Annotated in this window: 12 protein-coding genes and 1 tRNA gene; 6 read left to right on the top strand and 7 right to left on the bottom strand. The window is 64.1% G+C overall.

Features of this window, described 5'->3' with window-relative positions; all coding sequences use genetic code 11:
• Positions 1-20: 20 nt before the first annotated feature.
• Positions 21-926 carry a LysR family transcriptional regulator gene (locus HS961_RS06750; RefSeq protein ID WP_182326979.1) on the top strand — a complete coding sequence of 302 codons (906 nt, stop codon included), beginning with the start codon at positions 21-23 and terminating at the stop codon, positions 924-926.
• Here HS961_RS06750 and alkB read toward each other — a convergent pair.
• The 6 genes from alkB to HS961_RS06780 all read right to left on the bottom strand — a co-directional run bounded on the left by alkB (position 923) and on the right by HS961_RS06780 (position 6,863).
• The gene (gene alkB, locus HS961_RS06755) at positions 923-1,591 is read right to left on the bottom strand and encodes a DNA oxidative demethylase AlkB (RefSeq protein WP_182326980.1); all 669 of its coding nucleotides are present in this window, start codon (positions 1,589-1,591) and stop codon (positions 923-925) included. The two genes, HS961_RS06750 and alkB, sit on opposite strands and share 4 nt — an antisense overlap.
• A gap of 74 nt (positions 1,592-1,665) precedes the next feature.
• A tRNA-Met gene (locus tag HS961_RS06760) sits at positions 1,666-1,742 on the bottom strand.
• 153 nt (positions 1,743-1,895) lie between these two features.
• Complete coding sequence (locus HS961_RS06765; RefSeq protein ID WP_182326981.1) at positions 1,896-2,675, bottom strand: enoyl-CoA hydratase; 780 nt, start codon at positions 2,673-2,675, stop codon at positions 1,896-1,898.
• Between the two features lie 148 nt (positions 2,676-2,823).
• Positions 2,824-4,659 (bottom strand): M61 family metallopeptidase, encoded by a 1,836-nt coding sequence (locus HS961_RS06770; RefSeq protein WP_182326982.1) that lies wholly within the window; start codon positions 4,657-4,659, stop codon positions 2,824-2,826.
• A gap of 118 nt (positions 4,660-4,777) precedes the next feature.
• The gene (locus HS961_RS06775; protein WP_182326983.1) at positions 4,778-5,491 is read right to left on the bottom strand and encodes a DsbC family protein; all 714 of its coding nucleotides are present in this window, start codon (positions 5,489-5,491) and stop codon (positions 4,778-4,780) included.
• A gap of 214 nt (positions 5,492-5,705) precedes the next feature.
• On the bottom strand, positions 5,706-6,863 hold the full coding sequence (locus tag HS961_RS06780; RefSeq protein ID WP_182326984.1) for an FAD-dependent monooxygenase: 1,158 nt from the start codon (positions 6,861-6,863) through the stop codon (positions 5,706-5,708).
• 164 nt (positions 6,864-7,027) lie between these two features.
• Between HS961_RS06780 and HS961_RS06785 the strand changes: the two genes are divergently transcribed.
• From HS961_RS06785 to HS961_RS06805, 5 genes are all read left to right on the top strand, one after another.
• Entirely contained in the window at positions 7,028-7,909 is an 882-nt protein-coding gene (locus HS961_RS06785) for an MOSC domain-containing protein (RefSeq protein WP_182326985.1), read from the top strand.
• Positions 7,910-7,998: 89 nt separating this feature from the next.
• Positions 7,999-9,093 (top strand): redox-regulated ATPase YchF, encoded by a 1,095-nt coding sequence (ychF, locus tag HS961_RS06790; RefSeq protein ID WP_182326986.1) that lies wholly within the window; start codon positions 7,999-8,001, stop codon positions 9,091-9,093.
• A gap of 258 nt (positions 9,094-9,351) precedes the next feature.
• On the top strand, positions 9,352-10,329 hold the full coding sequence (locus HS961_RS06795; protein ID WP_412101653.1) for an NUDIX hydrolase: 978 nt from the start codon (positions 9,352-9,354) through the stop codon (positions 10,327-10,329).
• Positions 10,330-10,480: 151 nt separating this feature from the next.
• The gene (gene nadC, locus HS961_RS06800) at positions 10,481-11,350 is read left to right on the top strand and encodes a carboxylating nicotinate-nucleotide diphosphorylase (RefSeq protein WP_182326987.1); all 870 of its coding nucleotides are present in this window, start codon (positions 10,481-10,483) and stop codon (positions 11,348-11,350) included.
• A 51-nt stretch (positions 11,351-11,401) separates the two neighbouring features.
• Positions 11,402-12,394: a tripartite tricarboxylate transporter substrate binding protein gene (locus HS961_RS06805; RefSeq protein WP_182326988.1), complete on the top strand. Its 993-nt coding sequence runs from the start codon at positions 11,402-11,404 to the stop codon at positions 12,392-12,394.
• 26 nt (positions 12,395-12,420) lie between these two features.
• On the opposite strand, the gene HS961_RS06810 is transcribed toward HS961_RS06805, so the two are convergent.
• Positions 12,421-12,954, bottom strand: a complete 534-nt coding sequence (locus HS961_RS06810; protein WP_182326989.1) for a YqaA family protein — start codon at positions 12,952-12,954, stop codon at positions 12,421-12,423.
• Between the last annotated feature and the right edge of the window lie 240 nt (positions 12,955-13,194).

Genomic DNA, 13,194 nt, shown 5'->3' on the forward strand with positions numbered 1-13,194 from the left:
AAATTTCCTGAGAGGAAACTATGGACCAGCTCACAAGCATGCAGGTGTTCCAAGCGGTGGTGGACAACGGCAGCTTTGCCCAGGCGGGCGAGCGCCTGGGCATATCCGCGCCGATGGTCAGCAAGCATGTGGCCCAGCTGGAGCAGCGGCTTGGCGCGCGCCTGCTCAACCGCAGCAGCCGCCATCTCAGCCTGACCGAGGCGGGCCAGCGCTGGTATGCGCAAAGCAGCCTGGCGCTGGAGATGCTGGATGCAGCGGCCCAGGAGATCGGCCAGCACCACCAGGCCCCCAGCGGCCAGCTCAAGATCAGCGCGCCCGTGTGGTGTGCCACTCCGCAGATGGCACGCATCTTGGCGCGCTACCGCGCCCGGTATCCGCAGGTGCTGGTCGACATCCATCTGGACAACCACAAGATCGACCTGGCCACCGCCGGCTACGACATGGCCTTGCGGGCCTCGTCCGACCCCGCACCGCATTTGATTGCCCGCCCGCTGTGCCAGGTGCCCTTTTATCTGGTGGCCAGCCCCAACTATCTGGCAAGCGCAGGGCAGCCGCAGCAGCCTGCCGATTTGGCCCAGCACCCCGCCGTGCTACCCAGCTATGTATCGCTCAGCCCCATGCAACTGAGCCAGCCCGGCGCCCGCAGTGCGCCATTGCAGCTGAAGCCAGCCCTGCTGTCCGATGATTCCAATCTCAGCCTGCATGCGGTGCGCGCCGGCATGGGTCTGGGCTTTTTGCCATCGTGGCTGGTGGAGGACGATCTGCACAGCGGCGCGCTGCAGCGGGTGCTGCCCGCGTGGGAGGCGCTGACTGTCACCCTGTATGCGATTTACACCAGCCGCCGCTACTTGGCGCCCAAGGTGCGCAGCTTTATCGATTGCCTGTCGCAGGAGCTGGGTGCTGACGCGGACAGCGCTGCAGTCTAGCCCGCGCGGCGGAAGGTGAGATTGATGCGCACGCCATCCAGCAGCGGGTGGGCCACCGGGCTGGTACCGTCCTTGACGGGCATCACCCCGTGGTAGCGCATGCGGTCCACACCGCCCCAGACCACCACATCGCCATGCTGCAGCGGCAGCTTTTGCGTGGCATCGGCGCGGGCATCGCCACCCCACAGGAAGACGGCGGGCAGGCCCAGCGATACCGATACGATCGGATGCTGGGCATCGCCTTCGTCCTGGTGCAGGGTAAGCCGGGTGCCGACGGTGTAGCGGTTGATCAGGCAGGCATTGGGGGCGAAAGGCGGCAGGTCTGCCGCTTCTGCGGCCTGTGCGGCCAGCGCTGCAAAGGCCTCGGGCATCGGCGGCCAGGGCTGGCCGCTCAAGGGGTCGGTGGCGGTGTAGCGGTAGCCCTGCGCGTCGCTGTACCAGCCACATGCACCGCAGTTGGTCATAGCCACCTGCATGCTGCGCCCGCCGGGGGTGCGCAAATGCCGAAACGGCGCCTGCGCCGCCATCGCTTGCACCTGGCTGAGCAAGGCCTGTTCCCAGCGCAAGGCAAAACCGCGCAGCACGCAGGCCTGGCGGCCAATGGCGATGCGCTCCCAGGGCGGCTGGTTGGTGTCCTCTGCAGCGAGGCTGAACAGGTCTTGCATGCCGGTTATTGTGCCGTGGCTGGGCCGGAAAGAGAAAAACCGCAGTGATTTTGCAATCACTGCGGTTTGAAACCTGGTGGTCGTAGTGGGACTTGAACCTACGACATCAGCATTATGAATGCTGCGCTCTAACCAACTGAGCTATACGACCGGCAGAAGGAAATTATATACCGAAATTTTGGCCCGCTGAACAATCTGCAAGGTTTTGTACAAATCGGGCCTGTCGCCCCTTTGTCGCTTGGCTGGTGCAAAGGCTGCCAAGCGCTAACGCTCGGCTATCGTTGGCCATCCTCGCAGCGACTGATCAGCTGTTGCTGAACTGGGCCGGGCGCTTGTTGACGAAGGCATCCATGCCTTCCTTCTGGTCATTGGTGGCGAACAGCGCGTGGAACAGGCGGCGCTCAAACATCACGCCGTCGTTCAAGCTGCCCTCAAACGCGCGGTTCACGGATTCCTTGGCGGCCATCACGGCCAGTTGCGAGAAGCCGCTGATGATGATGGCGGCGCCCAGCGCCTCTTCCATCAGCTTGTCCACCGGCACCACGCGGCTGACCAGGCTGGCGCGCTCAGCTTCGTCGGCGTTCATCATGCGGCCGGTCAAGGCCAGGTCCATGGCCTTGGCCTTGCCCACGGCGCGGGGCAGGCGCTGCGTGCCGCCAGCACCGGGGATGACGCCCAGTTTGATCTCGGGTTGGCCAAAGCGGGCGTTGTCGGCGGCGATGATGAAGTCGCACATCATGGCCAGCTCGCAGCCGCCACCCAGCGCGTAGCCGCTGACGGCGGCAATCACCGGCTTGCGGATGCTGCGGATCGCTTCCCAGTTGCGGGTGATGTAGTCGCCGCCGTAGGCATCGGCAAAGCTGTAGTTGGCCATGGCACCAATGTCGGCGCCGGCGGCAAAGGCTTTTTCGCTGCCAGTGATGATCATGCAGCCAATGTTCTTGTCGGCATCAAAGGCCTTCAGTGCCTCGCCCAGCTCGTTCATCAGCTGGTCGTTCAGCGCGTTGAGCGCCTTGGGGCGGTTCAGGGTGATGATGCCCACCTTCTCGGCTTCGACGCGCACTTCGATCATTTCATAGGCCACGGTCTGTCTCCTTGGGTTTGTGGGGCAGCAGCGGCCTGCTGGCGCCCGCATGGTCGAAGGGCATCCTACACCAAGGCAGCTGCTGCGGCGCAGCAGGCCGCGCAAGATGGCGCTTTTTGGGTGCAGGTGGGCGGCTCGCTGCCCCTGGTCAGCGCCCGTCCAGCCAGAGGTTGACCCGGTTCACATCGGCGACAGCCAAGGTGACGGTATCGGTCTTGCTGGCAGCTTTTGGGGCTTTTTTGCGGCCTTTGGCGGGGGTCGCTGCGGCGCGCGGGGGCAGTTGCAGCGGCAGGCGCAGCAGGCGCTTGTCGCGGGCGACCAGGGCCAGCACCTGCTGGGCATCGCCAGCGTACAGCGGCAGGTCGTCCAGCTTGTGGATGCGCCAGCCAATGCTGTCGGTGTTGGCCTGCAGCGGCTCAATGCCCAGCCATTCATCGCCGGCCATCATGCCCGCCGCCTCGGCCGTGCCACCGCGCAGCACCACCTTGATGGCGATGCCTGTCGCGCCTTCTGCCACGCGCAAGCCCAGCTGTTGGGCGATCTGCGGGGTGTCGGGCTGGCAGTCCACGCCATGGGCTTGCAGCAGTGCGGCCACCGGCAGATCAAGCTTGCCATGCACCCAGGCGCGGATGTCGGCGGCCCAGCTACGGTCGGTCAGTTCATCCAGCACATCGAGCAGGTCTTGCTCGCGCATGGGGCCGGCCTTGCAGCGGCGGTAAAGCGCACGCATCACCTGGTCGAGCCCGGCGTGGCCTTCGCGGCGCAGGCTCAGGTCCAGGCACAGGGCAACCAGCGAGCCCTTGGTGTAGTAGCTGACGGTGGCGTTGGGCGTGTTCTCGTCCTGGCGGTAGTACTTGACCCAGGCGTCAAAACTCGATTCGGCCAGGCTTTGCACATGGCGGCCCGGGGTTTGCAGCACCTGGTTGATGGTCTTGTTGAGCAGCTTCAGGTACTGGCTGTTGTCCAGCAGACCGGCGCGGCGCAGCACCAGGTCGTCGTAGTAGCTGGTAAAGCCTTCAAAGAACCACAGCAGCTCGGTGTAGTTCTCTTTTTCATAGTCGTAGCTGGCCAGCTCCATCGGCCGCAGGCGCTTGACGTTCCAGGTATGGAAGTACTCGTGGCTGATGAGGCCTAACAAGGTGATGTAGCCGCTGCTGGCCTTGGCGTCGCCCTTGCGGGGCAGGTCGCGCCGGCTGCAGATCAGCGCGGTGGAGTTCTTGTGCTCCAGACCACCGTAGTTGTCGTCCATGGCATTGAGCATGAATACATAGCGCTCAAACGGCGGCTTGCCCCGGGTATGCCAGAGCCGGATCTCGGTCTCGCAGATCTTCTGGGTATCGGCGATCAGCCGCGCACCATCAAAACTGGGCGGCGCCCCGGCCACCACAAAGCGGTGTGGCACGCCATGGGCCATGAACTCGGCACTCCAGAATGGGCCCATCTCCACCGGGCAGTCCACCAGCTCGTCGTAGCTGCTGGCGTGGTAGCGGCCAAAGCCTTGGGGGTTGGTTTGTGCAGCGGTCAGCCCGGTTGCCAGTTGCCAGTGGGGCTGCTGGGCAGGCGGCTCAACGTGCAGAACCTGCAAGAGCGCCTCGCTGCCATGCACGCGAAGAAAAACGCTGGTGCCATTGAAAAAGCCGCGCTGGCTGTCGAGCCAGGCGGTGCGCACGGAGCTGTCGTGGGCGCAAATCTGGTAGCTGAGGGTCAGGGGCTCGCCGGCGCTGCAGTCCACCACCCAGGTATTTTTGTTTTGCTGCTGGATGTCGACCAACTGCCCGCTTTGGCTGGCGCCCAGGCCTTGCAGCGATTTGGAGAACTCGCGCACCAGGTAGCTGCCCGGTATCCACACCGGCAAGGACAGGCTTTGCATCGCCTTGGGCTGGGGGATGTTGAGCACCACCTGGTAGAGGTGGGCATGCAGATCGATGGGCGTGATGGTGTACTGGATGGCATTGGCTGCCACGGCGGAGGCGCTTTGGGTCATAGCCTGCAAGCGTAGCCCCAATTGCATGGGCGGGTGCAGACCTGGGGATTGCGCAGCCAATGGACGCAAAAAAGGCCCCGAAGGGCCTGGAAAAAAAGGGGGCGGCAGAGCGCCAGAATTACTTGATGGCCTTGAGGCGCTTTTCCAAGTCATCCGAGCCGATGGCGCCGGGGACGCGCGAGCCGTCTGCAAAGAAGATCGTCGGCGTGCCGGTGATCTTGTACTTGCGGCCGAATTCCATATTGCGTTGCAGGGCGGTCACATCGCAGCTGGATGCAGCGGCGGGCGAATCGGTGCCCTTGAGCATATGGCTGGCCCATTCCTTGGCCGGGTCCTTCGCGCACCAGATGTTGCGCGACTTCTCGACCGAGTCGGGGCTCAGGATCGGGTAGAGGAAGGTGTAGACCGTCACGTCCTTGACGTTTTGCAGGTCCTTCTCGAAGCGCTTGCAGTAGCCGCAGTTCGGGTCTTCAAACACGGCAATCTTGCGCGAGCCGTTGCCCTTGACGGTCTTGATCGCGTCCTTCAGGTTGAGGCTGTTGAAGTCCACCGCGGTCAGCTTGTTGATGCGGTCTTCGGTCAGGTTGCGGTGCGCCTGGGTGTCGATCAACTCGCCCTGGATCAGGTAGTTGCCCTTGGCATCGCTGTAGAACAGGTCCGTGCCCACGCGCACTTCGTACAGGCCCTGCATCGGCGTGGCGACGACTTCGTCGATCTTTTGCAACTGAGGGATACGCTCTGCAAGCGACTTGCGGATCACGTCCTCTTGCGCGCTGGCAGAGAAACTGGCCGCCAAGGCCGCACTGGCCAACACGGTAGAGAGAATTCGCATGGGAAACCTTTTATGAATCTTGATAGTGGAAAGCCAGAACGCTGGAGAGGCCCCAACGCATGGAAAGCCGCTTGGTGGTACCCGACGTCAGTCTTGGCGGAGAGCGGTGGCGCTGCGGCCTGAAGGCCTGGGTCAGCGCTAAACCCCCGCGATTATTAACATTTTGGTACTGCAAGCGGCTTCTAGCCGAACAGCGGTTTGTACCAGATGGGCGCTAAAAGTTCACTCCCATGGCCTGGCGGGTGACCCAGGTTTTCAAGGGGCCGCTGCTCTCAAAGCCCCGCATTCCCCAGTTGCGCAGGTTCTGCAGAGGCATCTCCGGCCTGGTAAACAATTGTTGAATGCTGTCCATCGCCAAACCGATGGGGGCCAGGCGCGCCTTGCGCTCGCGCTCATAGCGGCGCAGCAGGCGCAGGTCGGACAGGCGGCGCCAGCGCGCATCTTCGCTGGTCAGCAAACGGGCCAGCGCGGCAATATCGGCCATGCCCAGGTTCAGGCCCTGGCCCGCCAAAGGGTGTACGGTATGGGCGCTGTCGCCGGCCAAGACCCAGCTTTTGGCCTGGGCGGTCTGTTGCGTGTTGCTGCCTGGCAAGGGGCCGCACCACTGGCGGGCCACCGATTGCTGCAGCGGCCAGGCAGCGCGCTCGGCGCAAACCGTCAGCTGGCCCAGCATGCCCTGGCTCGCTGATCCCAGCGCCATCGCCAGACCAGCGTCATCCAGTGCCTTGACGCCATCCACCTGGCTGACCGGCAGCGACCACACGACGGCCACTTCATGGCCCTCCGGTCCGCCTAGGGGCAGAAACGCCAAGATATCGCCAGCTGCAGAGAACCACTGGCGTGCGGCTTGGCCGTGCGGGCGCTCGCAGCGCAGGCGGGTGGCGACTGCCGTCTGGTGGTAGGGAATGGTCGTGAACTCCACACCAAATTCTTCGCGGGTGCGGCTGTGCTTGCCTTCGCAGACCACCGTCAGGCGCGCATCGACCGGGCTGGTGACCGTCTCTACCATCGGCTGGTAGCGCACGGCGGCGGCCAGCTGCGCTTCGAGGGCGGGCACATCCACAATCCAGTTCAGCGCCTCGGTATGCTGCTGCGCCGCATCAAAATGCACCTCGCCGCCTTGGTCGCCATAGACGTCCATGCGGGTCACGGGGGTGGCGTACTGCGCCTCGGGCCAGCTGCGCACCGATTGCAGCACCTCGCGCGAGAGCTGGTTGAGGGCATAGGCGCGCACGTCGCCATGGCCGCTGTTGCTGGGCGCTGGCGCCGTGTCCACCAGGGCCACGCGCATGCGCTCGCGCGCCAGCAACAATGCCAAGCTGCGGCCCACAATGCCCGCGCCACGGATACAAACGTCGAATTCAGAAGCCATAAGCGATCTATTGTAGTGGGGCACTGTGGCGGCAGCGGCGCCGGTACGACTCGCCGAAGGGGTCTGCACACCGTTTGGCAAGATCCGGCGCTCTTCCCCTAGGCTCGGGGCCTTGAAGTAGTTACAGTGTGCTTTGCCCAGAATCAACCCAGGCGCAGAGCAGCATGGCAAATACCGATTTTTTTGATGTCACCGGCCATATTGGCCAATTGTGGGTTTTTCCCATCAAATCCTGCGCAGGCATTGCCGTGCAAAGCGCGCGCCTGCTGGCAACCGGCCTGGAGCATGACCGTGCCTTCATGCTGGTCGATGCGCGGGGCGAGTTCATCTCGCAGCGCGAGATTGCGCGCATGGTGCTGGTACAGCCTGCCATTGGCGATGGGGTGATGACGGTGACCGCCCCGGGCATGGAGCCCCTCACGGTCGATATGGCCTTTGACGGCCCCGAACGTGAGGTGCGCGTCTGGGATGACCGGGTAGCAGGCCTGCAGGCGCCCGATGCGGTCAATGCCTGGTTCAGCGCGTTCCTGCAGACCGAGTGCTACTTAGTACGCATGGCTCCGCAGGCCCTGAGGCTGTCCAGCAAAAAGTGGACGCGCGGTGTGGATGCGCCTACGCAGTTTGCCGATGGCTTTCCGGTGCTGGTGGTCAGCCAGGCCTCAGTCGATGAGCTCAACGCGCGCCTGACCCAAGCGGGCGAAGTGCCGGTGGTCGCAGAGCGCTTTCGCGCCAATATCGTCGTTGACGGCTTCCAGTCCCATGACGAAGACCGCATCGAAAGCCTGTCTGTGCAGCAAGGCGGCCCGGGCAGCCAGCAGTGGGCCGATCTGCCCCTGGTCAAACCCTGCGCGCGCTGCCCCATCCCTGACATTGACCCAGCCACTGCTGCCAGCGGCACCCAGGTGACCGACACCTTGCAGACCTACCGCCACGATGACCGCCTGGATGGCGCCGTGACCTTTGGCATGAATGCCTATGTGCCGGCGGGCACGGGCGGGGTGCTGCGGGTGGGCGACGCCGTCGGCGGTGCCTTGCAGTTTGACTGATGCTCCCCGTTAATACGCCTGGATTCACCACTGCTACGCAGTCAGCTTAAAATGCCGGGTTTGTCCGAAAGTATAGAGAAAGCACTGCCATGAGCCTCAAATGCGGCATCGTCGGTTTGCCCAATGTTGGCAAGTCCACCCTTTTTAATGCGTTGACCAAGGCAGGGATTGCCGCCGAAAACTATCCTTTCTGCACGATCGAACCCAACACCGGCGTGGTGGAAGTGCCTGATCCGCGCCTGGACCAGCTGTCCAAGATCGTAGAGCCCGAGCGCGTGGTTCCGGCCATCGTGGAGTTTGTCGACATTGCCGGCTTGGTGGCAGGCGCCTCCAAGGGCGAAGGCCTGGGCAACCAGTTCCTGGCCCACATCCGCGAAACCGACGCCATCGTGAACGTGGTGCGCTGCTTTGAAGACCCGAACGTGATCCACGTGGCCAACAAGGTCGACCCGATCGCCGATATCGAAGTGATCCAGACCGAACTCTGCCTGGCCGACCTGGCCACCGTGGACAAGGCGCTGAACCGCTACAGCAAGGCGGCAAAGTCGGGCAACGACAAGGAAGCCGCCAAGGTGGTGGCATTGCTGACCCCCATTCAGGCCGCGCTCGACCAGGGTCAACCCGCCCGCATCGTGCCCGTGTCCAAGGAAGATGCACCGCTGCTCAAGCAGTTCTGCCTGATCACCGCCAAGCCAGCGATGTTTGTTGGCAACGTCAGCGAAGACGGCTTTGAGAACAACCCGCTGCTCGACAGCCTCAAGGCCTATGCCGCGGCCCAGGGTGCGCCCGTGGTCGCCATCTGCGCCAAGATCGAGGCAGAAATGTCCGAAATGGGCGACGAAGACCGCGACATGTTCCTGGAGGAAATGGGCCTGGAAGAACCTGGCCTGAACCGCCTGATCCGCGCGGGCTTCACCTTGCTGGGTCTGCAAACCTACTTCACCGCCGGTGTGAAGGAAGTGCGCGCCTGGACCGTTCCCGTCGGTGCCACCGCGCCCCAGGCAGCAGGCGTCATCCACGGCGACTTCGAGCGCGGCTTTATCCGTGCCCAGACCATCGCCTTTGAAGACTACATCCAGTACAAGGGTGAACAAGGTGCCAAGGAAGCGGGCAAGATGCGCGCCGAAGGCAAGGAATACATCGTCAAGGATGGCGATGTGCTGAACTTCCTGTTCAACGTCTGACCGTTTCGGCGACGACACTGCCCGCAGGCATTCGCTGCGTGCTGGCAGTCGGAACCCCACGAGCCCGCTGCGCGTCAGCGGGCTTTTTTATGGCGTGTTGCCGTTATGCGCATGTGGCAGCGGGATGGCAGAGCGGCGCTGCAAGCCGTTATAAGATAGCCGCTGCTCGCCAGATAGCGGCCTTGTTGGCGCCTGCAGCGAGCGCAGCCCACGCCATCTATTGTTGAAAGCCCCCATCTGGTGACCTCCCCTGCCGCCATCACACAAGCCACTGCAGCCGATGTGCCCCTCGCGCCGAGCGCCGCAGAGCCCGAGCAGCATTCGGTGCAGGCCGATCTGGTTGCGGTGCTGGTGGCGGTGACGGGTGGCCAGCCGCGCATCCTGACCACGCAGGCGGGTGAGACCTTGCCGGCAGGGCTTTTTACCGCCAACCACCGCTCGCTGCAGGCCAGCCTGCGGGCCTGGGTGGAGACGCAGACCCACCACCCGCTGGGCTTTGTCGAGCAGCTCTACACCTTTGCCGACGGCGACCGCTCGCAGGAGCTGGGCATGCGCGCCATCTCCATCAGCTACCTGGCATTGACGCGCGAGCTAGACGATGCCGGTCAGGCCCAGTCGGGCTGGCAGGACTGGTACCGCTATTTCCCCTGGGAGGACTGGCGCAGTGGCGCGCCCGCGATCCTGGACCAGCGCATTGCGCCCGCCTTGCAGGCCTGGGCTGCGCAAGCAACGGGCAAGGCGGCGGCAGGCGCGCGTTGGGAGCGGGCCTGTGTGACTTTCGGCCTGGAGGACAGCGATTGGAACGAAGAGCTGGTGCTGCAGCGCTACGAGCTGCTGTTTGAAGCAGGCCTGGTGGCAGAGGCCTGGCGCGATGGCATGCGCTCGCCCCAAGGCCAGACCTTGCTGGGCACGGCGATGCGCAATGACCACCGCCGCATTCTGGCCACCGGCATGGCGCGGCTGCGGGCCAAGATCAAGTACCGACCGGTAGTGTTTGAGCTGATGGCCGACAGTTTCTCGCTGCTGCAGCTGCAGCAGACCGTGGAATCGCTGGCCGGGCGCAGCCTGCACAAGCAGAACTTTCGCCGGCTGATCGAGCAGCAGGCGCTGGTCGAAGAGACCGGCGAGATCAGCAGCCAGGGCGCAGGCCGCCCCGCCAAGCTGTTTCGCTTTCGCCGCAATGTGCTGGTAGAACGCGCCATTGCGGGCAACAAGCTGCCGTTGGCGCGCAGCTGATCATCCTGATCCATTTTTGAAGGTGGCAACGGGGGTGACATGCCTTCAGCGCCAGGCCTTGACAATATTTATACTCATATTTAGCATAAGTGTGTGTGCGGCTGCTGCAAGGCTGGCACTCCTTTTTTTTTTTATCCTCTAAATACTCAAAATGAGCATTAACCAAACCGCTGCGCTGCCGATCCCGCCTCTGCCCGATGTGATGCTGGAGCCGCTGGTCCGCATGGCCCTGCTGGAAGACCTTGGCCGCGCCGGTGACCTGACGACCGACACCATCGTGCCGGCCGATGCCAAGGACAGCCTGCGCCTGGTGGCGCGGCAAGCGGGCGTGCTGGCCGGGCTGGATCTGGCGCGGCTGGCCTTTCATCTGCTGGACAGCGGCCTGGTGTTTGAGCCGCTGTGCGGCGATGGCACGGTGCTGGCGCCAGGCATGGAGATCGCCCGCATCCACGGCAAGAGCCGGGCGATCTTGACGGCAGAGCGCACGGCGCTGAACTACCTCTGCCATTTGAGTGGTGTGGCCAGCGCCACCTATTCGATCGCCCAGGCCATTCAGCCTTATGGCACGCGGGTGACCTGCACGCGCAAGACCATGCCAGGCCTGCGTGCGCTGCAAAAGTACGCCGTGCGTGTGGGCGGCGGCAGCAACCACCGCTTTGGGCTGGACGATGCCGTGTTGATCAAGGACAACCACATTGCGCTGGCTGGCGATGTGGCCACCGCCGTCGGCCGCGCCCGGGCCGGCGTCGGCCATATGGTCAAGATCGAGCTTGAAGTGGACACGCTCGCGCAGCTCGATGCCGCATTGCAGCTGGGGGTGGATGTGGTGCTGCTGGACAACATGGATCTGGAAACCTTGCGCACGGCGGTGGCCATGTGCCGGGGCAAGGCGGTCACCGAGGCATCGGGCCGCATCACACCCGAAACCGCGCCCCAAGTGGCCGCCACCGGCGTAGACCAGATCGCAGTGGGCTGGCTCACGCACAGCGCCAAGGTGCTGGACATTGGTCTGGATGCCTGAGCCGGCCCCTTACCCACTGAGCACCCTGCATAACTTGGAAGGAGGCCTGTGATGTCCCGCGTTCTCCAACGCTTTTCATGGTGGTGGCTGGCGGCCGCCATGGCCGCCTGCTTGGCCACCGGTCTGTGGCAGGGCGGCAGCAGCATGGCGGCAGCCCGCTTTGACAAGCCCATCACCATCGTGGTGACCTTTCCGCCCGGCGGCGGCACCGATTTGCTGGCGCGCAAACTGGGCGCCGCCTTGCAGCAGCGCACGGGCCAGACCGTGGTGGTGGAAAACCGCCCCGGCGCCAGCGGCAATATTGGCGCGCGCCATGTTGCGGAGGCCCCGGGCGATGGCAGCAGCTGGCTGATGGTGAACAGCTCGTTTGCGATCAACCCCGCCGTGTACCGTCAGCTGGATTTTGACCCGCGACGCGATTTCAAGGCTGTGTTCAATGTGGGCACGATCGCATCGGTGCTGGTGGTGCCGCAGGCCAGTGCACTGCACAGCCTGGCCGATGTGCGCGCCTCGGCGCAACAGCTACCGCTGCCCTTTGCCTCTTGCGGCAATGGCACGCCCCAGCACATGGCCGGCGAAATGCTGGCCCAGGCCACGCAGCTGCACTTGCAACATGTTCCCTACAAGGGCTGCGGGCCGGCCATCACCGCCGTGGCCGCCGGCCAGGTCGCCATGGGCATGGTCACCGCCAGCAGCGCAGCGCCGTTGATCGAGGCCGGCCGCGTGCGCGCCATAGCCATCACCTCGCCGCAGCGCCTGGCGCAGTGGCCGCAGGTAGCTACTGTCGCTGAGCAAGGTGCCGCCGGTTTTAGCGTGGAGCAGTGGCATGGTCTGTTGGCGCCGGTTGCCACCAGCGATGCGGTGGTGCAGCGCATGCATGCGGTATTGGCGCAGATCCTGGCGGAGCCGGCGATGCAGGCATCGCTGCGCGAGCAAGGCTATACGCCGTTGCAGCAAAGTGCGGCAGAGTTTGGGCGGGTGATTAACAGCGATATCGACCGCTATGCCGCCGTGGCGCAGCAGCTGGGTTTGCGGGTGGATTAGCCAGCCCAGCGCTGAAAGCCGACCCTTCAAGACGGCCAGAAGTGCAGGATCGTGGCCGTCATCACCAGGTAGCGCAGAAACTTGCCAATCGCCATATAGAACACACAGGGCCAGAACGGCAGGCGCAGCCAACCGGCCACGGCGCAGAGCGGATCTCCGATGATGGGCAACCAGCTGAGCAGGCAGGCCTTGGCGCCGAATTTGCGCAGCCAGACGCGGGCCATGCGTTGGTGGCGGCTTTGTTTGTTGGGTGGGGCGGGTGGCTTGGCGGCGTCTGCGGGCTCAAGCCCTACTTGGCGCAAGCTGCGTGCCTTGTACCAGGCGGTGCGGGCCAGCGCGCCGGTCCACCAACTGATGGCGCCGCCCAGGGTATTGCCGGCGGTCGCCACCAAGATGGCCTGCCAGAACAGATCAGGGTTGAGGTGTAGCAAGCCGGCCACAGCGGGCTCGGACCCGAGGGGCAGCAAGGTGGCCGAGATCAGGGCGACGATAAACACCGTGCTGAGCCCGAACTGCGGCAAGGCCAGCCATGCCAGCAACTGTTGAATCCAAACTTCCATGGCAGCCAGTGTAGCGGTTGGGGTGTGCCAGGAAGCGGCGCTGCTAGCCGGTGCTGTGTCAGCCAAGAGGCCGAAAACGGCCTGCCAAATAGGCCCTTGCGGCGACAGGGCATGTACATCCACCGTGGCCGCAAAGCGCTGTCTCCGGCCGCAGGCGGGTGGTGCGCCATCGCTCAAAATTTGAGCATTCCCAAATGTCAAGCGGGTAGATTGGATGTTTGCTGCTTTTTTAAGCAGTAC

Source organism: Comamonas piscis (genome assembly GCF_014109725.1).
Lineage (GTDB): Bacteria > Pseudomonadota > Gammaproteobacteria > Burkholderiales > Burkholderiaceae_C > Comamonas > Comamonas piscis.

What these genes read in the sequence shown, in the direction of transcription:
- HS961_RS06750 (WP_182326979.1), top strand. Translation starts at nt 21, where the DNA reads ATGGACCAGCTCACAAGCATGCAGGTGTTCCAAGCGGTGGTGGACAAC.
- alkB (WP_182326980.1), bottom strand. Translation starts at nt 1,591, where the DNA reads ATGCAAGACCTGTTCAGCCTCGCTGCAGAGGACACCAACCAGCCGCCC.
- HS961_RS06770 (WP_182326982.1), bottom strand. Translation starts at nt 4,659, where the DNA reads ATGACCCAAAGCGCCTCCGCCGTGGCAGCCAATGCCATCCAGTACACC.
- HS961_RS06775 (WP_182326983.1), bottom strand. Translation starts at nt 5,491, where the DNA reads ATGCGAATTCTCTCTACCGTGTTGGCCAGTGCGGCCTTGGCGGCCAGT.
- HS961_RS06780 (WP_182326984.1), bottom strand. Translation starts at nt 6,863, where the DNA reads ATGGCTTCTGAATTCGACGTTTGTATCCGTGGCGCGGGCATTGTGGGC.
- HS961_RS06785 (WP_182326985.1), top strand. Translation starts at nt 7,028, where the DNA reads ATGGCAAATACCGATTTTTTTGATGTCACCGGCCATATTGGCCAATTG.
- ychF (WP_182326986.1), top strand. Translation starts at nt 7,999, where the DNA reads ATGAGCCTCAAATGCGGCATCGTCGGTTTGCCCAATGTTGGCAAGTCC.
- nadC (WP_182326987.1), top strand. Translation starts at nt 10,481, where the DNA reads ATGAGCATTAACCAAACCGCTGCGCTGCCGATCCCGCCTCTGCCCGAT.
- HS961_RS06805 (WP_182326988.1), top strand. Translation starts at nt 11,402, where the DNA reads ATGTCCCGCGTTCTCCAACGCTTTTCATGGTGGTGGCTGGCGGCCGCC.
- HS961_RS06810 (WP_182326989.1), bottom strand. Translation starts at nt 12,954, where the DNA reads ATGGAAGTTTGGATTCAACAGTTGCTGGCATGGCTGGCCTTGCCGCAG.